Annotated in this window: 18 protein-coding genes; 8 read left to right on the plus strand and 10 right to left on the minus strand. The window is 62.6% G+C overall.

The genetic code is table 11. The features are described from left to right. Positions 1–56 precede the first annotated feature (56 nt). The gene (acs, locus tag AC1DUB_RS03995; protein ID WP_477728410.1) at positions 57–2054 is read right to left on the minus strand and encodes an acetate--CoA ligase; all 1998 of its coding nucleotides are present in this window, start codon (positions 2052–2054) and stop codon (positions 57–59) included. Positions 2055–2234: 180 nt separating this feature from the next. On the opposite strand from acs, the gene AC1DUB_RS04000 reads away from it, so the two are divergent. Then, positions 2235–2864 carry a YqhA family protein gene (locus tag AC1DUB_RS04000; protein WP_477728411.1) on the plus strand — a complete coding sequence of 210 codons (630 nt, stop codon included), beginning with the start codon at positions 2235–2237 and terminating at the stop codon, positions 2862–2864. A 25-nt stretch (positions 2865–2889) separates the two neighbouring features. Here the strand turns inward: AC1DUB_RS04000 and oxlT are convergent, their stop codons facing one another. After that, entirely contained in the window at positions 2890–4224 is a 1335-nt protein-coding gene (oxlT, locus tag AC1DUB_RS04005; protein WP_477728412.1) for an oxalate/formate MFS antiporter, read from the minus strand. 25 nt (positions 4225–4249) lie between these two features. Between oxlT and AC1DUB_RS04010 the strand changes: the two genes are divergently transcribed. Continuing rightward, the gene (locus AC1DUB_RS04010) at positions 4250–4804 is read left to right on the plus strand and encodes a hypothetical protein (RefSeq protein ID WP_477728413.1); all 555 of its coding nucleotides are present in this window, start codon (positions 4250–4252) and stop codon (positions 4802–4804) included. A 59-nt stretch (positions 4805–4863) separates the two neighbouring features. Here the strand turns inward: AC1DUB_RS04010 and fumC are convergent, their stop codons facing one another. After that, a complete protein-coding gene (gene fumC / locus AC1DUB_RS04015; protein WP_477728414.1) occupies positions 4864–6282 on the minus strand; it encodes a class II fumarate hydratase in 1419 nt (472 codons plus the stop codon). Positions 6283–6428: 146 nt separating this feature from the next. Between fumC and AC1DUB_RS04020 the strand changes: the two genes are divergently transcribed. After that, positions 6429–7982, plus strand: coding sequence for a fumarate hydratase (locus AC1DUB_RS04020; protein ID WP_477728415.1), 1554 nt, complete (start codon positions 6429–6431; stop codon positions 7980–7982). Continuing rightward, a complete protein-coding gene (gene murI, locus AC1DUB_RS04025) occupies positions 7979–8755 on the plus strand; it encodes a glutamate racemase (RefSeq protein WP_477728416.1) in 777 nt (258 codons plus the stop codon). The genes AC1DUB_RS04020 and murI overlap by 4 nt, the downstream gene beginning before the upstream one ends. A gap of 8 nt (positions 8756–8763) precedes the next feature. Here murI and AC1DUB_RS04030 read toward each other — a convergent pair whose 3' ends face one another. Both AC1DUB_RS04030 and AC1DUB_RS04035 read right to left on the minus strand, forming a co-directional pair. Continuing rightward, positions 8764–10083, minus strand: a complete 1320-nt coding sequence (locus AC1DUB_RS04030; protein ID WP_477728417.1) for an MFS transporter — start codon at positions 10081–10083, stop codon at positions 8764–8766. Between the two features lie 238 nt (positions 10084–10321). Then, on the minus strand, positions 10322–11227 hold the full coding sequence (locus AC1DUB_RS04035) for a LysR substrate-binding domain-containing protein (protein WP_477728418.1): 906 nt from the start codon (positions 11225–11227) through the stop codon (positions 10322–10324). A gap of 150 nt (positions 11228–11377) precedes the next feature. Here AC1DUB_RS04035 and AC1DUB_RS04040 point away from each other — a divergent pair, with 150 nt between their 5' ends. The 4 genes from AC1DUB_RS04040 to metC all read left to right on the plus strand — a co-directional run bounded on the left by AC1DUB_RS04040 (position 11378) and on the right by metC (position 15942). Beyond that, positions 11378–11965, plus strand: coding sequence for a cysteine dioxygenase family protein (locus AC1DUB_RS04040; protein ID WP_477717048.1), 588 nt, complete (start codon positions 11378–11380; stop codon positions 11963–11965). 62 nt (positions 11966–12027) lie between these two features. Next, positions 12028–13638 carry a rhodanese-like domain-containing protein gene (locus AC1DUB_RS04045; protein WP_477728419.1) on the plus strand — a complete coding sequence of 537 codons (1611 nt, stop codon included), beginning with the start codon at positions 12028–12030 and terminating at the stop codon, positions 13636–13638. Between the two features lie 50 nt (positions 13639–13688). Then, positions 13689–14684 (plus strand): Bug family tripartite tricarboxylate transporter substrate binding protein, encoded by a 996-nt coding sequence (locus tag AC1DUB_RS04050; RefSeq protein ID WP_477717050.1) that lies wholly within the window; start codon positions 13689–13691, stop codon positions 14682–14684. 49 nt (positions 14685–14733) lie between these two features. Continuing rightward, positions 14734–15942, plus strand: coding sequence for a cystathionine beta-lyase (gene metC, locus AC1DUB_RS04055; RefSeq protein WP_477717051.1), 1209 nt, complete (start codon positions 14734–14736; stop codon positions 15940–15942). A 65-nt stretch (positions 15943–16007) separates the two neighbouring features. Here metC and oppF read toward each other — a convergent pair whose 3' ends face one another. The 5 genes from oppF to AC1DUB_RS04080 form a co-directional block, all read right to left on the minus strand. After that, complete coding sequence (gene oppF, locus AC1DUB_RS04060) at positions 16008–16997, minus strand: murein tripeptide/oligopeptide ABC transporter ATP binding protein OppF (RefSeq protein ID WP_477728420.1); 990 nt, start codon at positions 16995–16997, stop codon at positions 16008–16010. Then, the gene (locus AC1DUB_RS04065; RefSeq protein ID WP_477728421.1) at positions 16990–17994 is read right to left on the minus strand and encodes an oligopeptide/dipeptide ABC transporter ATP-binding protein; all 1005 of its coding nucleotides are present in this window, start codon (positions 17992–17994) and stop codon (positions 16990–16992) included. Before AC1DUB_RS04065 ends, oppF begins: the two co-directional genes overlap by 8 nt. 16 nt (positions 17995–18010) lie before the next feature. Next, a complete protein-coding gene (locus AC1DUB_RS04070) occupies positions 18011–18931 on the minus strand; it encodes an ABC transporter permease subunit (RefSeq protein ID WP_477728422.1) in 921 nt (306 codons plus the stop codon). A gap of 30 nt (positions 18932–18961) precedes the next feature. Beyond that, positions 18962–19882 (minus strand): oligopeptide ABC transporter permease OppB, encoded by a 921-nt coding sequence (oppB, locus tag AC1DUB_RS04075; RefSeq protein WP_477728423.1) that lies wholly within the window; start codon positions 19880–19882, stop codon positions 18962–18964. Between the two features lie 178 nt (positions 19883–20060). Continuing rightward, entirely contained in the window at positions 20061–21674 is a 1614-nt protein-coding gene (locus AC1DUB_RS04080; RefSeq protein ID WP_477728424.1) for a peptide ABC transporter substrate-binding protein, read from the minus strand. Positions 21675–21737 lie beyond the last annotated feature (63 nt).

Genomic DNA, 21737 nt, shown 5'->3' on the forward strand with positions numbered 1-21737 from the left:
TGGCCGGCCGGTACCGACCCCTCTCAAGGATCTCTCAAAGCCTCCTCAGAAACCTCTCAAAGGTTTTCAGACAGCTGATCGAGAATGGCGGGGTTTTCCAGCGTCGAGGTGTCCTGCGTGAGGGCCTCACCCTTGGCAATGCCGCGCAGCAGGCGCCGCATGATTTTGCCGCTGCGCGTCTTGGGCAGGTTGTCGCCAAACCGGATGTCCTTGGGCTTGGCAATCGGGCCAATCTCCTTGCCGACCCAGTCGCGCAGCTCCTTGGCAATCGCCTTGGCTTCATCGCCCGTGGGCCGCGAGCGCTTGAGCACCACAAACGCCACGATCGCCTCGCCGGTCAGGTCATCAGGACGGCCCACCACGGCAGCCTCTGCCACCAGGGTTGAGTGCGCCACCAGTGCCGATTCGATTTCCATGGTGCCCATGCGATGGCCCGACACATTGAGCACATCGTCAATCCGGCCGGTGATGCGGAAGTAGCCGTTGTCGGCATTGCGCACCGCGCCGTCGCCGGCCAGGTACATCGTGCCGCCCATCTCCTCCGGAAAGTAGCTCTTCTTGAAACGCTCGGGGTCGTTCCAGATGCCGCGAATCATGGACGGCCACGGGCGTTTGACCACCAGCAGGCCACCCGAGCCGTTGGGCAAGTCCTTGCCGGTTTCATCGACGATGGCAGCCATGATGCCGGGCAGCGGCAAGGTGCAGCTTCCGGGCACCAGCGGCGTCGCGCCAGGCAGCGGCGTGATCATGTGCCCGCCCGACTCGGTTTGCCAGAAGGTGTCCACGATCGGGCAGCGCTCGCCACCAATGTTTTTGTAGTACCACATCCAGGCCTCGGGATTGATGGGTTCGCCCACCGTACCCAGAATGCGCAGGCTGCTCAGATCCGAGCGGGCCGGGTGTATTTTTTCATCGCCTTCAGCGGCCTTGATCAGCGAACGGATGGCGGTGGGCGCGGTGTAGAAAATCGTGACCTTGTGCTTCTCGATCATCTGCCAGAACCGGCCGGCGTTCGGGTAAGTCGGAATGCCTTCAAAGATGACCTGCGTCGCACCAGCCGCCAGCGGACCATATGCCACATAGGTGTGGCCGGTGATCCAGCCGATGTCGGCGGTGCACCAGAACACATCAGCGGGCTGGATGTCGAAGGTCCAATCCATGGTGAGCTTGGCCCACAGCAGGTAGCCACCAGTGCTGTGCTGCACGCCCTTGGGCTTGCCGGTGGAGCCCGACGTATAGAGGATAAACAGCGGGTGCTCGGCGCCCACAAATTCCGGTTCGCAGGTGGCTGCGGCCTTGGCCGTGATCTCGTGCATCAGGCTGTCGCGCCCGGCCACCATGTTGCAGGCCGTGGCGGTGCGCTGGTAGACCACCACGTTCTTGATCGACTCGCAGCCGCCCATGGCAATGCCTTCGTCCACAATCGCCTTGAGCGGCAACTCCTTGCCGCCGCGCAACTGGTAGTTGGCCGTGATGACAGCGGCAGCACCAGCGTCCTGGATACGCTCCTGCAGGCTCTTGGCCGAAAAACCACCGAACACCACCGAGTGCGTGGCACCAATGCGGGCGCAGGCCTGCATGGCCACCACGCCTTCAATGGTCATCGGCATGTAGATGATGACACGGTCGCCCTTCTTCAGCCCCAGGTCCTTGAGCGCACTGGCAAACTGGCTGACTTTCGCATGCAGCTCCTTGTAGGTGACATGGGTCGCCTTGCCATCGTCGCTCTCGAAAATAATGGCCTTCTTGTTCTCTGTCGGGGTGCCAAGATGGCGGTCCAGGCAGTTGTAGGAGGCGTTCAGTTCACCATCGGCAAACCATTGGTAAAACGGCGCATTGGACTCGTCCAGAACCTGGGTGAAAGGTTTTTTCCAGCTGAGATTGTCCTTGGCCAGCCTGGCCCAGAAGCCGTCAAAATCATTGTCGGCCTCCCGGCACATCGCGGTGTAAGCCTCCATGCCGGAAATGCGGGCGGCCTTGACGATGGCTGGGCTGGGCGGGAACACGCGGTTTTCAACCAGCACGGACTCGATGTTGGACGGGGCGGAACTCATTGCTTTTGTCTCCTGTTTGTCATTGGGATGCGTGATACTGTCAATACTGCCGATACTGTCATATCCCGCACTTACAAGCCACTGACTGGCTTGAACCTTACAAAATTCCGCAAAGCGGAGGGTCTTTCCTGCATCCCTCCCGCTACCTTACAATTTTCCAACTTTTCAGTCACGCGCCCCATGTCAGAACCCACACCAACAAAACCAATTTCGCTTCATCCCCTTCCTAACTCAACGCCGCTTCGTCCCCTTCCCAACCTGATTTTCGCCAGCCGCTGGCTGCAATTGCCGCTTTACCTGGGCCTGATTGCGGCTCAGGCCGTCTATGTGGTTCACTTCCTGGCGGAGCTCGTGCACCTGATCGAGGCTGCGTTTGGCAGCGAGACGGCCCTGCAGGCGCTGATCACCAGCATTGGCTACAAGACGGCCACCCCGATTGCCGCCCTGAACGAGACAGTCATCATGCTGGTGGTGCTGGCCCTGATAGACGTGGTCATGATCTCCAACCTGCTGATCATGGTGATTGTGGGGGGCTATGAGACCTTTGTGAGCCGCATGAACCTGGAAGGCCACCGCGACCAGCCTGAATGGCTGAGCCATGTCAATGCGTCCGTGCTCAAGGTCAAGCTGGCCACGGCCATCATCGGCATCAGCTCGATTCACCTGCTCAAGACCTTCATCAATGCGGACAACTACAGCGACCGCGTGTTGATTGCGCAGACCGCCATCCACATCACCTTCCTGCTGTCCGCGCTGGCCATTGCCTACACCGACAAGGTGATGTCGGCCATTGCGGCCCAGCGCCACTGAAGACGCAGGGCCGCAAGGCCTCGCCTCATTCCGCCGACGGGGCAATCCGGCCGAAGCTGGCAACGCGGCTCGGTGCAGCTGCCGGCAGCACGGCCTTTTCCATCTCGGCACGCCGCATCGGGCGCAGCACATACCAGGCCATCAGCGCCGCGATCGCGTTCATGACGCTGCCAACAATGAACACGGCGTGCCAGTTGCCGGTCATTGCGGTGAGCACGCTGGACAGCGGAACCAGCAGCGACGCCGTGCCCTTGGCGGTGTAAAGCAAGCCGGCGTTGGAAGCGGCGTACTTGGAGCCAAAAGTATCGGCACAGGTCGAGGGAAAGAGGCTGTAGATCTCGCCCCAGGCGAAGAACACCATGCCCGTCAGGATCACGAAGGCGATTGGGTTGTGGCCGAACTGGTACAGCGCCAGGATGCCGATCGATTCGATGCCAAAGGCGATCAGCATGGTTTTTTCACGGCCGATCTGGTCCGACACCCAACCGAAGAAAGGACGGGTCAGTCCGTTGAGCACGCGGTCGATGGCTAGGGCGAACGTGAGCGCAGGCAGCATCAGGCCCATGATGCTGACAGGCACGTCACCGACGTGGAAATCCTTGGCGATGGGGCCGAGCTGGGCCGTAGCCATCAGGCCACCGGCCGCCACCATCACGAACATGACGTACATCACCCAGAACACCGGCGAGCGCAGGACTTCGGACGGCTTGTAGTCGCGCCGGCTCTGCTGCACATTGATCGTGGAGATCGAGCCGCTCTTGGCCAGATTCTCGGGCGCCCGTGTCAGCAAGAACGACACAACAAATACGACCGCCCCCTGGATGATGCCGAAATAGAGGAATGCGGCTTCATAGCCACTGCCCTTGATCATGGCCGAGATCGGGAGAATGGTGAGCGCGGAACCCGCACCAAAACCCGCAGCTGTCAGGCCCGCCGCCAGGCCACGGCGATCCGGAAACCACTTCAGGGCATTGCCGACGCAAGTGCCGTACACCGCCCCGGCGCCAATGCCGCTGACCGCGGCGGCGACGTAGAGCAGCATCAACGAATCGGCGAACGAATTGAGCACCCAGCCTACGCCGCAAAGAATGCCACCGACCATGACCACCGGGCGCGGCCCGAAGCGGTCGACCAGGTAGCCTTCAATCGGCACGAGCCAGGTTTCAGTCAAAACGAAAATCGTGAAGGCAACCTGGATGGCGGCCTTGCTCCAGCCGTGCTTGTCGGCTATCGGGTTCACAAAAAGGGTCCAGCCGTATTGCAGGTTCGCGATCATCGCCATGCAGACGATGCCCATGAGAAGCTGCATCCAGCGATGTGCGCTGGACGGCGCGGTGAGTGCCTTGTTGGCGTATGTCATTCATGTCTCCTGTCGCTTTTGTACCGTGGAAATTGCAATCGAAATTGCAATGGCTAATGGTGTTGTTGTTGTTGTTGTTGTTGTTGTTGTTGTTGTCGGCCGATTGTCAGAGCGTGATTTCAAAAGCCCCTTGACCACGATCAATTTTGGGAAATTTTTACGCGACGTTGCATGCGATACAAATACGGCAGGGCCAAACAAAGCTCAGTCCATTGCTGTGGACTTCATAGCAGCGAACCTGATTCGTGAAATTGGAGGGCGTAACAATCGCGGCGCCGAGCCTGGCGCGCCATGCGTGGATCAGCAAACGCCCGGCGTTGCACCGGGCTGGGGAAGCACAAAAAAGAAGCCGCGCAACGCAGCCTGCCGCCGGTGGCGCAGACCGGCCGGCAGGAGGCAGTACTTAGCGGCTACGCAGTGCGCTGATGAAGATGTACAGCGGCGTGGCGGCGATCAACTCACGCAGCAAGTTGCGTACGCGTGCACCAAATGCGGGCTGGACAATCTTCGAATACAGGGCGAAGGTGATCATGATGTTCCCTTGGTGGTCAGAAGATTCCTGACCGCAATCATAGGGTAAACCCTATGATCTTGTCAATGAGTCAAGGGAGCAACTGCCGAACCGGGTTGCCGCCAACCTCAGCCCACCATGTTTTCAGGCCGCACCCAGGCGTCAAACTGCTCGCCCGTGACATAACCCGAGGCGAGCGCGGCGTCGCGCAGCGTGCTGCCCTCCTTGTGCGCTTTTTTGGCGATGAACGCCGCCTTGTCGTAGCCAATGTGAGGGTTGAGCGCCGTCACCAGCATCAATGACCGCTCCACCAGTTCGGTGATGCGCGCCCGATTGGGCTCAATGCCGGCGGCGCAATGGTCGTTAAAGCTCACCATGCCGTCGGCCAGCAGGCGCACGCTCTGCAAAAAATTGTGCGCAATCATGGGCCGGAACACATTGAGTTCGAAGTTGCCCGATGCACCGCCAAAGTTGATGGCCACGTCGTTGCCGAACACCTGCGCGGCCAGCATGGTGACCGCCTCGCTTTGCGTCGGGTTGACCTTGCCCGGCATGATGGACGAGCCGGGCTCGTTTTCCGGAATACTCAGTTCCCCAATGCCGCTGCGCGGCCCGCTGGCCAGCCAGCGCACGTCGTTGGCAATCTTCATCAGGCTGGCGGCCAGCGTCTTGAGCGCACCGTGCGCGTGCACCAGCGCATCGGCAGCGGCCATCGCCTCGAATTTGTTGGGTGCCGTCACGAACGGCAGCCCGGTCAGGCTGGCCAGCTCGGCCGCTACCTTCTCGGCATAACCCTTGGGTGCATTCAGGCCGGTGCCCACCGCCGTGCCGCCCAGTGCCAGTTCATAGAGGTGCGGCAGAGCCGCGGCCACGTGCCTTTCACACTGCTCCAGTTGCGCCGCATAGCCCGAGAACTCCTGGCCCAGCGTCAGCGGTGTGGCGTCCTGCAGGTGAGTTCGTCCAATCTTGACAATGTCATCAAAGTCGCTGGCCTTCTGTGCCAGCGTGGCGCGCAGCTTCGCGATGGCCGGCAACAACCGACGCGTGATGGCCTCGACCGCCGAGACATGCATGGCCGTGGGAAACACGTCGTTGGAGGACTGGCTGCGGTTGACGTCGTCATTGGGATGCACCAGCCGGCCATCGCCACGCTCGCCGCCCAGCAACTCGCTGGCGCGGTTGGCCAGCACTTCATTGACGTTCATGTTGGTCTGGGTGCCCGAGCCGGTCTGCCAGACCACGAGCGGGAATTCGTCAGGATGCCGGCCTGCGATCACCTCATCGGCGGCGGCCACAATCGCCTCCGTCTTTTTTTCGCCCTGCAAACCCAACGCGTGGTTCACCCGTGCGGACGAACGCTTGATTTCCGCCAGCGCCCGGATAATTTCGCGCGGCTGCTGCTCGCCGGAGATGTCGAAATTCTGCAGGGAGCGCTGGGTTTGTGCCCCCCACAGCCGCTCGGACGCGACTTCAATCGGCCCAAAGGTGTCGTGTTCAGTACGTGTTTTGCTATGTGTGCTGCTATGTGTGCCGGTACGGGTTTTCATGGTCATTTCCTCATGGCGCAGGGCCACCTGTTCACACCTGTCAAAATACGGGGTTGCGGCTACCGTAGCACAGAGTGACCGCCCCGAAAAGACCGCCCCGAAAAAGCAACCCGGAAAAAGCCATTCCCCCACCCAAGCACCTGACCATGACGACCATCATCAAACAAGCCGACCTGATTGAATCCGTTGCCGCCGCCCTGCAGTACATCAGCTACTACCACCCCACCGACTACATCGCCCATCTGGCCCGTGCCTACGAGCGCGAACAGAGCCCGGCGGCCAAGGACGCGATTGCGCAAATCCTGACCAACAGCAAGATGAGCGCCACGGGCCAGCGGCCGATCTGCCAGGACACCGGCATCGTCAACGTGTTTTTGAAGGTCGGCATGGACGTGCGCTGGGAGGGTTTTACCGGCAGCGTGGACGACGCCATCAACGAAGGCGTGCGCCGCGGCTACAACCACCCCGACAACACGCTGCGCGCCTCCGTGGTGGCCGATCCGCAGTTCGACCGCAAGAACACCAAGGACAACACGCCCGCCGTGATCTTTACCGAGCTGGTGACCGGCAACACGGTTGAAGTCACGGTGGCAGCCAAGGGCGGCGGCAGTGAAAACAAGAGCAAGATGGTCATGCTCAACCCCGGCGACTCGGTGGTCGACTGGGTGCTGAAAACCGTGCCCACCATGGGCGCCGGCTGGTGCCCGCCCGGCATGCTGGGCATCGGCATCGGCGGCACCGCTGAAAAAGCCGTGCTGATGGCCAAGGAAAGCCTGATGGACGACCTGGACATGTATGAGCTGCAGGCCAAGTCGTCTTCGGGTGCCAAACTGACCAAAACCGAAGAGCTGCGCCTCGAACTGTTCGACAAGGTCAACGCGCTCGGCATTGGCGCGCAGGGCCTGGGTGGTCTCACCACCGTGCTCGACATCAAGATCAAGATGTACCCCACGCACGCGGCCAGCAAGCCCGTCGCCATGATCCCGAACTGCGCGGCCACGCGCCACGCGCATTTTGTGCTCGACGGCAGCGGCCCGGTTTACCTGGATCCGCCGTCGCTGGACCTCTGGCCCAATGTGAACTGGGCACCGGACTACAACAAGAGCAAAAAGGTCAACCTCAACACGCTCACGAAGGAAGAAGTCGCCAGCTGGAAACCCGGCGACACCCTGCTGCTGAACGGCAAGATGCTGACCGGCCGCGACGCCGCGCACAAACGCATCGCCGACATGCTGCTCAAGGGCGAAAAGCTCCCGGTCGATTTCACCAACCGCGTGATTTACTACGTCGGCCCGGTGGACCCGGTCAAGGGTGAAGCGGTCGGCCCCGCCGGCCCGACCACCGCGACCCGCATGGACGGCTTCACCGAAATGATGCTGGCACAAACCGGTTTGATTTCGATGGTGGGCAAGGCCGAGCGCGGCCCCGTCGCGATTGAGGCCATCAAGAAACACCAGAGCGCTTACCTGATGGCCGTGGGCGGCGCCGCCTACCTAGTGTCCAAGGCCATCAAGCATGCCGAAGTGGTGGGCTTTGCCGACCTGGGCATGGAGGCGATTTACGAGTTTGACGTGGTGGACATGCCCGTCACCGTGGCAGTGGATGCCGGCGGCACCAGCGCGCACATCACCGGCCCGGCCGAGTGGCAGAAAAAAATCGCCACCGGCGAGTTCAAGAACATCCCGGTCGCCGCGGCTTGAACGGCCGGCCCATCGGCGTTTTCGACAGCGGCGTCGGCGGCCTGAGCGTCCTCGGGGCGCTGCGCGCCGAGTTGCCGGCCGAGGACTTCATCTATCTTGCCGACGCCGGCTTTGCGCCGTACGGCGAGCGTGGCGACAGCTACGTGATCGAGCGGACGCGCACCGTGGTGCGGCGCCTGGTACAGGAGGATCGCGTCAAGGCCCTGGTGATCGCCTGCAACACAGCAACCGCTGCCGCCATTCACCTGGTGCGCGCAGAGTATCCGCAGCTGCCGCTGGTAGGCGTCGAGCCCGCGCTGAAGCCGGCGGTGGCGTTGAGCAAGACCCGGCGCGTCGGCGTCATCGGCACGCGCGGCACGCTGGCCAGCGCCAAAGTCCACACGCTGCACGACTCGCTGAAAGACCAGGCCGAGTTCGTATTCCAACCCTGCGACGGCCTGGCCGATGCCATCCAGAACGACGACATGGCGCAGATCACAACGCTTTGCGCGCGGTACATGGAGGCCCTGGGGCCCTTCGGCACGCAAAGCGGACAGATCGACACGCTGGTGCTGGGCTGCACGCACTACCCTTTCGCCCAACACGTTCTTCAGGCACTGRTAGGCGAGACAGTCCAACTCATCGAAACCGGTGAGCCCGTCGCACGGCAGACAAGGCGACTGCTGGAAGCCGGGATGCTTTTGAAGAACGAGGGGATGGGCAGCGTGACGCTGCTGACGACCGGCGAGCCTGGGCAGCTAAGATCTGCCGCCGCACGCTGGCTCTCGCTCTAAGAGCCTGTTCACGATCTACAGGGGGTCGCGTTGGCCTGCAGCGCCGCTTCGCGCCCGCGCCGCATGTTCACCGGGATCAGCAGCACCAGCCCCACGACAAACAGCGCGGCCGTCGACAGAATGGCCATGCGCTGGTTACCGCCGGTCATCCAGGTGATGGCGCCGTAGCTCAACGGCCCGATGATGCTGGCCAGCCGGATCGCGAAGGTCCATAACCCGTAGAACTCCGCCAGTTGCCTTTTGGGCGCGAACATGCCGGCCATGGCGCGGCCGGCCGACTGGCTCGAGCCCATGCACAGGCCCGCGATCGCGGCTGCGTACCAGAAGCCGCCCTTGGTCGTTGTGACGGCAGCGATCACGCAAGTGGCGATCCAGCCCACCAGCGTGATGCCTAGCGCAAGCTTGTGGCCGATGCGATCCTGGAAATAACCAAAGGCGAACGCGCCGCCGGCGGCTGCAAGGTTGAGCACGAAGATCAGCACCATGGTTTCCTGCGGCTGGAAGCCGATCACCTGCTCGGCGTAAATCGCAGCCAGCGCGATGGCCACGGCCACGCCCCCCTGGTAAAACACCGCGCAGGCTAGCAGCCACATGAAATCCTGGTAACGCCTGGCCTGGCGAAAAGTCTGGCGCAGTTGCGCAAGCGAAGCCTTCATGCCGCTCTGACGCAAGGCAGCCGGGTTGGGCTGGGCCCGTTCATTGAGCAGGCGAAACGTGACCAGCGATGCCAGGCCGTAGATCACCGCCGTGATCAGCATGGTGACGGGAACAAACTGGTCGGCCTTGATGCCCTGGCCTTGGGCCCAGATCACGTAGCCCAGGCAAAGCCCCAGCGCCAGCATGCCGCCAAAATAGCCAAAACTCCAGCCCCAGCCACTGACCTTGCCCAAGGCCTCGGCCCTGGCCAGCTCCGGCAGGAAGGCGGCTGTCAGCGATTCGCCATACGAAAAGAAGGTGTTCGACAGGATGATCAACAACATGGCGAACGCCACGCTGCCAGGCCCTGCAAACGCGAGCGCTGCGGTGGTCACCACACAACCCACCGTCGTCAGCATCAGCAGCCGTTTCTTGGCTGCGCGCAGGTCGGCATAGGCACCGATGCTGGGCATGGTGAGCATGACAATCGCGTAGGACACGCTGAGCGCCACCGTCCAGGCAAAGGTGGCCCACTCGGCCTTCTGCGCAATGCCGCCCACGAAATAGGCGGCAAACACTGCCGTGATCACAACGGTGGTGTAGCCCGAGTTCGCAAAATCGTACATGGCCCAGCCAAACACCTCGCGTTTGCGTACGCCGGGGTTGAGGGCATCCTGGGAAAAAAGGGCCATGATTCAGCTCCTGAAGAGGGGCAAGCATAATTCACGGAGATGTCAGTGCCGATGGCGCGGTCGCCGGCCACCGCCGTTGCCGGCACTGCCCGGACCGCATCGAGCGCGGCATTGACGCTGCGGCCGACGTCTGAATTGCTACAAAAATAATAGCAACCGTCTCCCAGCACACAATGGCTAGAGCCCTAAAATATCATTAACCTTGGGCCTACGGGCGCTCCGGCGCCGCCGGCAGCGCTCACACCTCCGCCACGGGCTGCACTGCCGAAGGGCCCGGGTCCGCCGCACTGCGGATCAACCCCAGGTTGGCCTTGAGCATGTCGAACACCTTGCGCGTGACCGGGTTGATAACGTTCCGGCGAATGAACAGGTAGTAGTCCAGGTCGGGCAGCCGCGGCAGGCCGTCGTTTTCGCCCAGCACGCGCAGGTCGGCGCCGGCCATCTCGATGCCGCGTGCTGTCACGCCCAGGCCCGCCCGCAGCGCGGCCTTGATGCCGATCAGGCTGGAGGCGGTGTAGTTGGGCGACCACGGAATGCCGGCGGCGTCCAGCGCCTCGCGCGCCAGCCGGTAAAACACGCTGGGCCCTTCCACCAGGATCAGCGGCACCGGCTTGGCGCGGTCATGCACGTAGCTGGCCGAACACAGCCACACCGTGGGCGAAGTGCGCAACACCACACCGTCCAGCGCCGGGTCGTTGCGGTTGGAGATGGTCATGTCGAGCTCGCCGCGCTTGAGCGACTCCATGAGGAAGGGGCTGCGCCCCACGTGGATGTCGAGCTGCAGCAGGGGTGAGGCGCGCGCCACCTGCGCCAGCAGCGTCGGCAGCATGGTGTCGGCCACGTCGTGCGGCGCGCCTATGCGCAGCACGCCCTCCAGGTTGCCCTGCTGCAGGCTGCGCAAGGCATCGTCATTGATGGCCAGCAGGTGGCGCGCGTAATCCAGCAGCTTTTGCCCGTGCGGCGTCAGGCGCTTGTGGCGCCCCTGCTTTTCAAACAGCGGGTGGCCGATCTGGTCTTCCAGGCGCTGCATCTGCTGCGTCACCGCCGACTGGGTTTTGCCCAGCTGGATGGCGGCGCCGGCAAAGCTGTTCCGTTCTTCAATGGCCACCAGGGTCCTCAGCAATTCCAGGTCAAGCGTGTTCATTCAAGGTCACCAGCAAGTCATCAGCAAAGCCATCAGCAAGATTTACATATTACAAATACTAATGTATTTATCTCTATTTTTGAGTTGTTTCAGAAATATGACTTGACTATATTAGGTCCATCAAATCGAAATTTCACTAGGAAAACACCCATGAACGCAGCAGCAGAGCGCAACCAGGTGGTTGGTGCCGCCATTAAAAACATTAAAAATATTGTTGGAAACGGCGAGGCGACGCGCCAGTCCCTGGCCGGGGTGCTGGCCGTGCTGAACCAGCTGGCCGGCCGCAAGGACCTGTGGAGCGCCGCAGATTTCGCGCCGCCTGAAAGCCCCGAGCTGCAGGCGCGCTACCTGATCGCCGAAGACGCTGACCAGAGCTTCGCGCTCTACCTCAACGTGATGCGCCCCGGCAAACGCATCGTGCCGCACAACCACACCACCTGGGCCTGCATCAGCGCCGTGGAAGGGACCGAGCTCAACCGCGTGTACGAACGCCAGGACGACGCCTCGGTGCCGGGCAAGGCACAGCTCAAGGAAGTCAGCTCGGTCGTGGTCGAGCCCGGCACCGGCATCGCGCTGATGCCGGAAGACATCCATTCGGTGGAGATCCCGGCCGGTCAGGTGATACGCCACCTGCACATGTATGGCCGCGCGCTTGAAACGCTGAACACACGCACCGGCTACGACCTGGAAAAGGGCACGTACGAAACCATGGGGATCGGCGTGCAGACCCGCCGCTGATGACCTTGCCCTCCCACTCCACGCACTCCACGCACTCCACACATTCCACGCGCTCCCGATCCATGACACGTTTTATAGACGCCGCCACGCTGAAAACCTGGCTGCACGACGGCGAGGAAATCGCCCTGTTTGATGTGCGCGAGCACGGCCAGTACGGCCAGTCCCATTTGTTTTACGGCATTCCCCTGCCCTATAGCCGGCTGGAACTGGACGCGCCACGCCTGGCGCCGCGCCAAAGCGTGCGGCTGGTGGTGTATGACGGCGATGGCTGCGGCGCAGCGCCCCTGGCCGCGCGCCGCCTCACCGCGCTCGGCTACAGCGATGTGCAGGTGCTGCAGGGCGGCACGGCTGGCTGGCAGGCCGCCGGTTTTCCGCTGTTTGCCGGCGTCAACGTGCCATCCAAGACCTTTGGCGAGCTGGCCGAGCAGGTCTACCACACGCCCCGGGTGAGCGCGACCGAGTTGGCGGCCATGCTGGCGCGGCAGGACGACGTCGTGGTGCTGGACGGGCGGCCGTTTTCGGAATTCCGCAAGATGAACATCCCGACGGCGATCAGCTGCCCGAATGGCGAACTGGCCTTGCGCATCCGCGAGCTGGTGCCCAGCGAGCAGACCCACATCGTGATCAACTGCGCCGGGCGCACGCGCAGCATCATCGGTGCGCAGACGCTGATCAACCTGGGCCTGCGCAATCCCGTGTCCGCGCTCGAAAACGGCACCCAGGGCTGGTACCTGGCCGACCTGAAACTCGAACACGGCGGCACGCGCCGCTACAAGGAAGCGGAGGAACCGGCCCAGCCCGGCGAGTCCGCCGGCATGCGCGCGGCGGCCCAGGCGCTGGCAAAGCGTTTCGGCGTGCCCGTTGTCGATGCGCAGACCGTGCGCGGCTGGGCTGGCGATGCACAGCGCACGCTCTTTTTGTGCGATGTCCGCAGCCCCGAAGAATACGCACGCGGCAGCTTGCCCGGCGCGCAGCACACACCCGGCGGCCAACTGATCCAGGCCACCGACCAGTACGTGGGCGTGCGCCAGGCCCGGCTGGTGCTGTTCGATGCGGACGGCATCCGTGCGCTGACGGTGGCCAGTTGGCTGCGCCAGCTGGGCCACGACGCCAGCGTGCTGGACCAGGGCCTGGCCAGCGGCCTGGCCTTGCCTGAAGCGCAGCCGGCGCCCTTGCCTGTGTTGCCCGTCACCAGCGCCAAAGCCCTGGCCGCCGGGCTGACAAGCGGTGCGGCGCTTGCCATCGATCTGCGCCCCAGCATGCAGTTTCGCCAAAGCCATATTCCCGGTGCGCGCTGGGCCATCCGGCCGCGCCTGGCGGCGGCACTGGCCGGCGACAGCCGCCCCGTGGTACTGGTTGCCGACGAGCCCGCCGTGGTGGCCTGCGCCGCCGTCGACCTTCAAGCGCTGGGTCTGGAGGTCAGCCTGCTGGCAGGCGGCCTGGCCGCCTGGCGCGCCGCCGGTTTGCCGCTGCAGGCCACTGAACACATTCCGGCCGACAGCGACTGCATCGACTACCTGTTCTTTGTGCATGACCGGCACGACGGCAACAAGGAGGCGGCACGCCAATACCTGGCCTGGGAAGTCAACCTGATTGCTCAGCTTGATGCGCAGGAGCTGCAGGCCTTCCGGCTGCCGGATGCCGCACCTGGGCTTGCCCACGCAAGCGCCTAGCCTTTCGCTTTTTCACCTGCTTTTTATTCACTTTTCTTCAGGAGCCCGCCATGCTTGCCACGCTGAAATTCACTGCCGCCTCACTTTGCTGGGCCGTGCTTGCCGTGCACGGCACCGCCTCGGCGCAGCCCATGCCGCAGGTCGGCGGTTTCCCGAACCAGGCCATCAAGTTCGTGTCGCCCTTCCCGGCCGGCGGCGGCAATGACGCCACGACACGCTTTGTGACCAGCCGCCTGTCCGACATCACCGGCCAGAGCGCCGTGGTCGACAACCGCGGCGGCGCCGGCGGCAACATAGGCGCCAAGACCGTGGCCGACGCCAAGCCCGACGGCTACACGGTGCTCACGGGCCAGGTCTCGCTGATGGCGGTCAATCCCACGCTGTATGCCTCGCCGGGCTTTGACCCGTTGAAAAATTTCCTGCCCATCACCCAGATCAACGCGGCACCGCTGGTGCTGGTGGTGGCCAGCAACTCGCCCCTGAAAAGCTTTGCCGACCTGGCCACGCAGACCAAGACCCAGCCCGGCCGCGTCACCTATGCCACGCCGGGCAACGGCACGCTGTCGCACCTGGTCGGCGTGGTGCTGGAAAAGGACAGCGCCCTGAGCATGACCCATGTGCCCTACAAGGGCGCGGCCCCGGCCATCACCGACCTGCTGGGCGGCCAGGTGGACATCCTGATCACCTCCACCGCCTCGGTGTCCAGCTTCATCCAGAACGGCAAAATGCGCGCCCTGGCCGTCACCAGCCCGCGCCGCATCGGCGTGTTCGCCAAGGTGCCGACGCTGGAAGAGTTGGGCTACCGCAACTCGACCTTTGAAGACTGGTACGGGTTTTTCGCGCCGGCCGGCACGCCGCCCGAGCGCGTGGCCTACCTGCACGACAGCATCGTGCGTTCCCTCAAGTCACCGGAAGTCAGCAAGCTGATCACCGACGGCGGCAGCGAAGTGGTGGGCAACACGCCGGCGGCCTTTGCCGCGCAGCTCAAGGAAGACATCGCCCGCTGGTCGCGCGTCGTCAAGCTGTCGGGCGCAAAACTGGACTGACGTGTCCCCGATGTGTCCCTGATCTGTCGTTCACCAAGGCGCTCCCTGCATGAATAAAAAATCGCCGCCGGCTACCTCACCATCCGGTGCGTCGCCCCTGACCCGTCTGGTCCACGCCGGCAAGCAGCCCGCCTTCGACGGCGGCCGGCCGGTCAACCCGCCCGTGGTGCGCGCCAGCACCGTGCTGTTTGACAACACGGCGCAGCAGCGCGAGATGCGCATGCGGCGCGGCGATGAGCGCCTGTTCACCTACGGGGCCCGCGGCAACCCGACGAATTTCGCGCTGGAAGACCTGGTGAGCGAACTAGAAGGCGCTCACCGCACGCGGCTTTTCCCCACCGGCCTGGCCGCCATCGCGATGACGCTGCTGTCCTACCTCAAGCCCGGCGACCACCTGCTGATGTCGGACAGCGTCTACGAGCCGGCGCGCAAGCTAGTGCATTCCTTCCTCACGCCTTACAACATCCGCTGCACTTTCTTTGCGGCCGACGGCAGCGATGTGGAAGAAAAAATCGAGGCCGGCACGCGCATGATCTACGCCGAATGCCCGGGCTCGCTCGTCTATGAAATGTGCGACCTGCCGCGCCTGGCCGACATCGCGCACGCCAGGGGCCTGCTGCTGGTGGCCGACAACACCTGGGGCTCCGGCTGCCAATACCGGCCGCTGGCGCTGGGCGCCGACGTGTCCATCATGGCCGCCACCAAATACCTGTCGGGCCATTCCGACGTGATGATGGGCACCGTAGCCACCACGCAGGACGCCTGGCAGGCGCTGGCCGAGCGCAGCGACGCCTTCGGCATGACGGTGAGCCCTGACGACGCCTACCTGGTGCTGCGCGGTGCGCGCAGCCTGGCCGCGCGCCTGGCCCTGCATGAAAGCAGCGCCCTGCAGGTGGCGGCATGGCTGCAAACCCGCGGCGAAGTAGCCACGGTGTTCTGCCCGGCCCTGCCCGGACACCCGGGCCACGCCTTGTGGCAACGGGACTGCTCGGGCACCAACGGCCTGCTGTCTTTCGAGCTGCAGCATGCATTCGACCAGGCCGCCGCCGAGCGGTTGATCGACAGCCTGCAGCTGTTCGGCATAGGTGCTTCGTGGGGCGGCTATGAAAGCCTGGTCACGCTGACCGACATGCGCCGCGCCCGCAGCGTGGCCGACTGGTCGGGCCGCGGCCAGGTCATCCGGCTGCACATCGGGCTGGAAGACCCGGCCGATCTGCTGCGTGATTTGCAGCAAGGGTTTGCCGCGCTCGCCGACTGATCAGCGGCGCCGCCCCGCCCGCCGGCGCTTCTTCGCTTCTTCGCTTCTTCAGGTTCCAAGACCCTTCAGGCCAGCAAACAGGCCGCTTCCGTTTGGTCATCGAGGCGGCGAAATGCCGGCACCTCCTGCGCACAACGTGCGATGGCCAGGGGGCAGCGGGTCCGAAACACACATCCCGAAGGCGGGGCCATGGGCGAAGGCAGGTCGCCCTGCAGCAACTGGATCACCTTTTTTCGCTCCAGCTTCGGGTCTGGGATCGGAATGGCTGAAAGTAGCGCCCTCGTGTAGGGATGGCGGGGCGTCGCATACAGCGCTTTCTTCCCGGCCAGTTCCATCTCGTGCCCTAGGTACATCACCAAAATACGATCACTGATGTGTTTGACCACGGCCAGGTCGTGGGCAATGAAAATCAGCGCCAGGCCCATGGACTTTTGCAGCTCCTTCAGCAGATTGATGATCTGCGCCTGGATCGAGACATCGAGCGCCGACACTGGCTCGTCGCAGATGATGAGTTTGGGCTCCAGGATCAGGGCCCGGGCAATGCCGATGCGCTGGCATTGGCCGCCAGAAAACTCGTGCGGGTAGCGGTTGATTTGCTGCGCCGTCAGGCCGACGCGGGTCATCATCGCCTTGACGCGCTTCATCACCTGATCGTCGGGCAGGTCGGCGTGGTGCGTGCGCAAGGGTTCGGCAATGATTTGCGCGATGGTCATGCGCGGATCCAGCGAAGCCAACGGGTCCTGAAAAATCATCTGAATGTCTTTTCGCACGCTCAACCAGACCTGGCTGGAGGCTCCGGTCATTTCCTGACCCATCCAGACGATGCTGCCGGCGGTGGCAGGAATCAGGTTCAGCACAGCACGGGCCAAAGTCGACTTGCCGCAACCCGACTCGCCCACCACGCCCAGCGTCTCACCCGCATGAATGTCAAAAGAAATGCCATCCACGGCCTTCAGGGTACGGGCCGGCGACCAGGGCCAGGCGCTGCCCATTTTGACCTTGAAATGCACTTTCAAATCGCGCACCGACAGAATCGGCGGAGCCGCCTCAGACATGGCTCACCCCTTTCGCCGCGAGTTCGGACACGGCCTGAATCGATCTGTGGCAGGCTCTGTGCACGGACGGATTGTTCTCGGCCGCCTGCAATGGGGGAAGCACGTCGCGGCACTCGGCGTCGGCCAGTGCGCAACGCTCGCTGAAAGGGCAGCCCCTGGGCAACCGGGCCATGTTGGGCGGCGCACCGGGAATGGCGACCAGCAGGTCATCCTCCGCGTCCAGACGCGGTATGGCGCCGAGCAGGCCCACGGTATAGGGATGGGACGCGCGGTAATAAATGCTGTTGGCGTCACCCTGCTCCATCACACGCCCGCCGTACAGCACCATCACTTCGTCGCACAGGCCGGCCACCAGGCCCAGGTCGTGCGTGATCATGACAATGGCGGTACCGAAGTCGCGCTGCAGGTCACGCAACAAGGCAACGATCTGCGCCTGCACCGTGACGTCCAGCGCCGTCGTGGGTTCGTCGGCAATCAACACCTCGGGCTCGCACAGCAAGGCCATGGCGATCATGACACGCTGGCGCATGCCCCCGGAAAACTCATGCGGGTACATCGCGATGCGGCGCGCGGCGTCGGGTATCTTGACGGCATCGAGCAGTTCGACGGACCTGGCGCGCGCGGACTTGCGATCCATGCCTTTGTGAAACTGCAGCACCTCGGTCATCTGCCGCTCCACCGTCAGGTAAGGGTTGAGCGAGGTCATCGGGTCCTGAAAAATCATGGCCACGCGGTTGCCGCGAATTTTGTTGAGCTCGGCCGGCTTCATGGCCAGCAGATCCTGGCCCTGGTACAAGGCCTGGCCGCTGGCTTTGCCGTTCCTGGCCAGCAGGCCCATCATGGCCAGCACGCTCTGGCTTTTGCCGGAGCCGCTTTCGCCCACGATGCCCAGGGTTTGACCCCGGTCCAGCGCAAAGTTGATGCCGTTGACGGCGTAGATCAGCCCGTCCTGGGTTTGAAACCGGACCCCGAGGTTTTTGACTTCAATCAGGCTCATGGCGTGTTCATGCGAATCAGCGGTCTTTGGGATCCAGCGCATCGCGCAGGCCATCCCCGATGTAGTTAAAACAGTACAGGGTCGTGGACAGCAGGCCGGCCGGAAACAGCAGCATCCACACAGACACTTCCATGACGGACGCACCATCGTGAATCAGCACGCCCCAGCTCGTCATCGGCTCCTGAATCCCCAGTCCCAGAAAGGACAGCACGGACTCGGTCAGGATCACGGCCGGCACGGTGACCGTGGTGTAAATCACCACCACGCCCAAAAGATTCGGAACGATGTGCTGAAAGATGATGCGACGGGTCGGCACGCCCAGCGCTCGGGCAGCCTCAATAAACTCCTTGGAGCGCAGCGACAGGGTCTGGCCGCGCACCACACGGGCCATGTCCATCCAGGAGAACATCGTGATGGTGATCACCACCAGGTAAAACGCCCGCCCCAGAATGGTCACCATCAAAATGGCAATCAGCAAATAGGGCACGGCATACATCATGTCCACGATGCGCATCATGAAGGCATCCACCTTGCCGCCCATGAAACCCGACGTCGCCCCCCAGACGATGCCCAGGGTGACGGAAGACAAGGTGGCCAGAAAGCCCACCATGAGGGAGACGCGGCCACCGACCAGAGTGCGAACAGCCAGGTCCCGGCCAGACTCGTCGGTGCCAAAAAAGTGCCAGTTCTTGAGCATGGGCGGCATGCTCATGGCATCCCAGTCGGCGGCGTCAAAGGCGTGCGGCAGCAACCATGGCCCGGCGATGCAGGTCAGCGTGATGAAGGCCAGCAGGCACAGGCTGAACACCGCTGCCCTGTTGCGCAGAAAACGTCCGCGCGCATCGGCCCAGGGACTGCGCCCCGAGATGTCGGCCACTTCCAGCGTATCCAGGGCCGCGACCAAAGCCTCCTTCTCCTGTTTGTTCCTGAATAACATGCTGGCTTCCAATCAACGCAGTTAATACGGTCAGTACCTGATCTTCGGGTCAAGCAGGGCATAAGCCAGATCGACCAGCAGATTGAACGTCACGGCAATCACCGTCACCAGCACCACCAGGCCCAGCACCAGGGTGTAGTCGCGATTGGCGGCGCCGTTCACAATCAGTTTCCCCAGTCCCGGCAGCGAAAACACCGACTCGGTCACGATGGCCGAGGTGATCGATGAAATAGCCAGGGGCCCGATGATGGAGACCACCGGCAACAGCGCGGGCTTGAAGGCGTGGCGCAGGATAATGGTGCGCGTGGGCAGGCCCTTGGCACGCGCCGTGCGGATGAAGTTGCTGTGCAGCACTTCAATCAGGCTGCCGCGCATGACGCGCCCAATGGTGGCGACGTTGATGAAAACCAGCAACATCATCGGCAAGACCATGAACCGCGGCGAGAAATCGTTCCAGCCCCCGGCCGGCGCGACCTTGAGCCAGACGGCAAAAACCAGAATCAGCACGGGGCCAATCACAAACGAGGGAAAGGCGTGCCCGGCATTGCCAAGCAGCATCACGAGGTAATCGACCACACTGTTCTGGCGCAAGGCGGCAATGGTGCCGAGCAGCACCCCCACAAACAAGGCAATCACAATGGCGCCCCCGCCGATCACCGCGGACACCGGCAACGCCTTGGCCACCAACTCGTTAACCGACCAGTCGGCATAGCGAAATGAGGCGCCCAGGTCACCGTGCAGCAGGCTGTTGAGGTAGTGCAGGTATTGCTGCCACAGCGGCAAGTCCAGATGGTATTTAGCCTGCAGATTGGCCAGAACCGCTGCGGACACCTTGCGTTCGTCGTCAAACGGCCCACCCGGTGTGGCATGGAGCAGGAGATAGCAGACGGTGACAACAGCCAGCAAGGTCGGAATCGTCGCCAGGATGCGCCTGAGGGTGTAAGACCACATGAGGAATATCTCCGGTCGATGTCAGTGTGAGAGCGAAAGCGAAAGCGAGAACCGACCACAGCTTGGCCCTGAACGACTCATGGGGCGTCAGGAAACGTCAGAAAACGTCAGAAAAAACAGGTCACCGATGGTCAGGCATCGTGGTGACGTCTGCCCCATCTTTAGCTCAGCCCGGACATCAATGCTTGATGATGTACAGGTCCTTGGCGCGGTAGCGGTCCAGGGCGTTGGTCGTCGAATAACCGCCTACATAGGGCTTGACCAGTCGCGGCACGGTGTACTGCAGCAAGGGAATCATGGGGTAGTCGTCCATGATCATCTTCGCCGCCTGGGTCAGCAATGTCTTGCGCTTGGCCGGGTCCAGCGACTGGTTGCCTTCATCGATCAGCGCGGAGGCCTTGCGGTTGCAGCTGTTGTGGTAGTTCTGATCCGAATCGCATTGCACCAGCGTCAAAAAGGTGGTCGCATCGTTGTAGTCTGCAACCCAGCCGTTGCGGGCCATCTGATAGTCTTTATCCGTGCGTTTCTTGATCAGGACCTTGAACTCCATCGCTTCCAGTTCAACGTCTACGCCCAGCTTGGTTTTCCACTCGGAGGCGGCAAAAATGGCCATTTTCTTGTGGTAGTCGCTGGTGTTGTAGGAAAACTTGATCTTGGTGCCAGGCGCAACGCCAGCGGCCGCCATCAGCTTCTTGGCCTCCTCCACGCGTTTGGCCATGGGCCACTTGGCCCAGTCGTAGGCGGTGACATCCGCACCCGCCGTGCCCTTCACGATTACGCCATAGGCAGGGGTCTGCCCATCGGCCGTCACACGCTGCGCCAGGATGTCGCGGTCAATCACCATAGACAGCGCCTGGCGCATGCGAATGTCCTTGAGGACCGGATCCGCATTGTTGAGGGAGTAATAGCGCAAACCCAGCATGTCCGTGTTGCGAATTTCCTTCGGGTACTGTGCCTTGTACTTGTCAAAGGTACCCGGGGGGAGCTGATACACCCAGTCGTTCTCGCCCGACTCGTACAGCTTGACATCGGCGTTGCCGTCTTCGACCGACAGGTAGGTCATCTTGTTCAGCTGGACATTTTTGGCATCCCAGTAGGTGGGGCTTTTGGCCAGCGTGATCTTGCTGTTGACCTGCCAGTCTTTCAGGACGAAAGCGCCATTGCTCACCATGTTGGCAGGTTTGGTCCAGTCTTTGCCAAACTTTTCCACCGTCGCTTTGTGGACCGGACCCAGCTGGAGGTTGGAAACGACATCAGGCAAAAATCCGACAGGAAAGGGGGTCTTGATTTCCAGCGTGTACGGATCCACGGCCTTGACGCCCAACTCGGTGCCGGGCTTCTTGCCCTCAATGATTTCCTTGGCGTTGAGCAGGAAGATACCGTAGGTGGCGGCATATTTCGAGGCAGTCGCCGGGTCCACAAAGCGCCGCATGCCGTAAACAAAGTCATCTGCGGTCACTGCATCGCCGTTGGACCACCGGGCGTTCTTGCGCAGTTTGAAGACCCAGGTTTTCTCATCGGTCTGCTTCCAGCTCTCCGCGACTGCGGGTACAACCTTGCCGTTCGCATCGGTTGCCGTCAGCCCCTCAAACATGTCACGGATGACGTTATTTGCCGGCACGCCCGACGCCAGCGCGGGGTCCAGGGTTTCGGGCTCAGAGCCATTGTTGCGAACCAGTTCCTGCGTTTCATGCAGCTTCACGCCCGCAGGCACCGTGGCCGCAGAAACCAGGCCAGCGCAGGCCAGCAACACAGCGCCTGCCAGCGCCTTCATCGTTCGATTTGACTTCATGCTTGTAGCACTCCTGAATAAAAAACTGGCGAACTTTTGGCCCGCTGTGCTTCATGGTTCGGC

The organism is Polaromonas sp. P4_F9 (genome assembly GCF_056401235.1).

Coding starts and splice junctions, on each gene's coding strand:
- AC1DUB_RS04000 (WP_477728411.1), top strand. CDS start 2,235: ATGTCAGAACCCACACCAACAAAACCAATTTCGCTTCATCCCCTTCCT.
- oppF (WP_477728420.1), bottom strand. CDS start 16,997: ATGTCTGAGGCGGCTCCGCCGATTCTGTCGGTGCGCGATTTGAAAGTG.
- AC1DUB_RS04045 (WP_477728419.1), top strand. CDS start 12,028: ATGACACGTTTTATAGACGCCGCCACGCTGAAAACCTGGCTGCACGAC.
- AC1DUB_RS04050 (WP_477717050.1), top strand. CDS start 13,689: ATGCTTGCCACGCTGAAATTCACTGCCGCCTCACTTTGCTGGGCCGTG.
- AC1DUB_RS04040 (WP_477717048.1), top strand. CDS start 11,378: ATGAACGCAGCAGCAGAGCGCAACCAGGTGGTTGGTGCCGCCATTAAA.
- oppB (WP_477728423.1), bottom strand. CDS start 19,882: ATGTGGTCTTACACCCTCAGGCGCATCCTGGCGACGATTCCGACCTTG.
- AC1DUB_RS04030 (WP_477728417.1), bottom strand. CDS start 10,083: ATGGCCCTTTTTTCCCAGGATGCCCTCAACCCCGGCGTACGCAAACGC.
- acs (WP_477728410.1), bottom strand. CDS start 2,054: ATGAGTTCCGCCCCGTCCAACATCGAGTCCGTGCTGGTTGAAAACCGC.
- AC1DUB_RS04070 (WP_477728422.1), bottom strand. CDS start 18,931: ATGTTATTCAGGAACAAACAGGAGAAGGAGGCTTTGGTCGCGGCCCTG.
- AC1DUB_RS04035 (WP_477728418.1), bottom strand. CDS start 11,227: ATGAACACGCTTGACCTGGAATTGCTGAGGACCCTGGTGGCCATTGAA.
- fumC (WP_477728414.1), bottom strand. CDS start 6,282: ATGAAAACCCGTACCGGCACACATAGCAGCACACATAGCAAAACACGT.
- oxlT (WP_477728412.1), bottom strand. CDS start 4,224: ATGACATACGCCAACAAGGCACTCACCGCGCCGTCCAGCGCACATCGC.
- AC1DUB_RS04080 (WP_477728424.1), bottom strand. CDS start 21,674: ATGAAGTCAAATCGAACGATGAAGGCGCTGGCAGGCGCTGTGTTGCTG.
- metC (WP_477717051.1), top strand. CDS start 14,734: ATGAATAAAAAATCGCCGCCGGCTACCTCACCATCCGGTGCGTCGCCC.
- AC1DUB_RS04065 (WP_477728421.1), bottom strand. CDS start 17,994: ATGAGCCTGATTGAAGTCAAAAACCTCGGGGTCCGGTTTCAAACCCAG.
- AC1DUB_RS04020 (WP_477728415.1), top strand. CDS start 6,429: ATGACGACCATCATCAAACAAGCCGACCTGATTGAATCCGTTGCCGCC.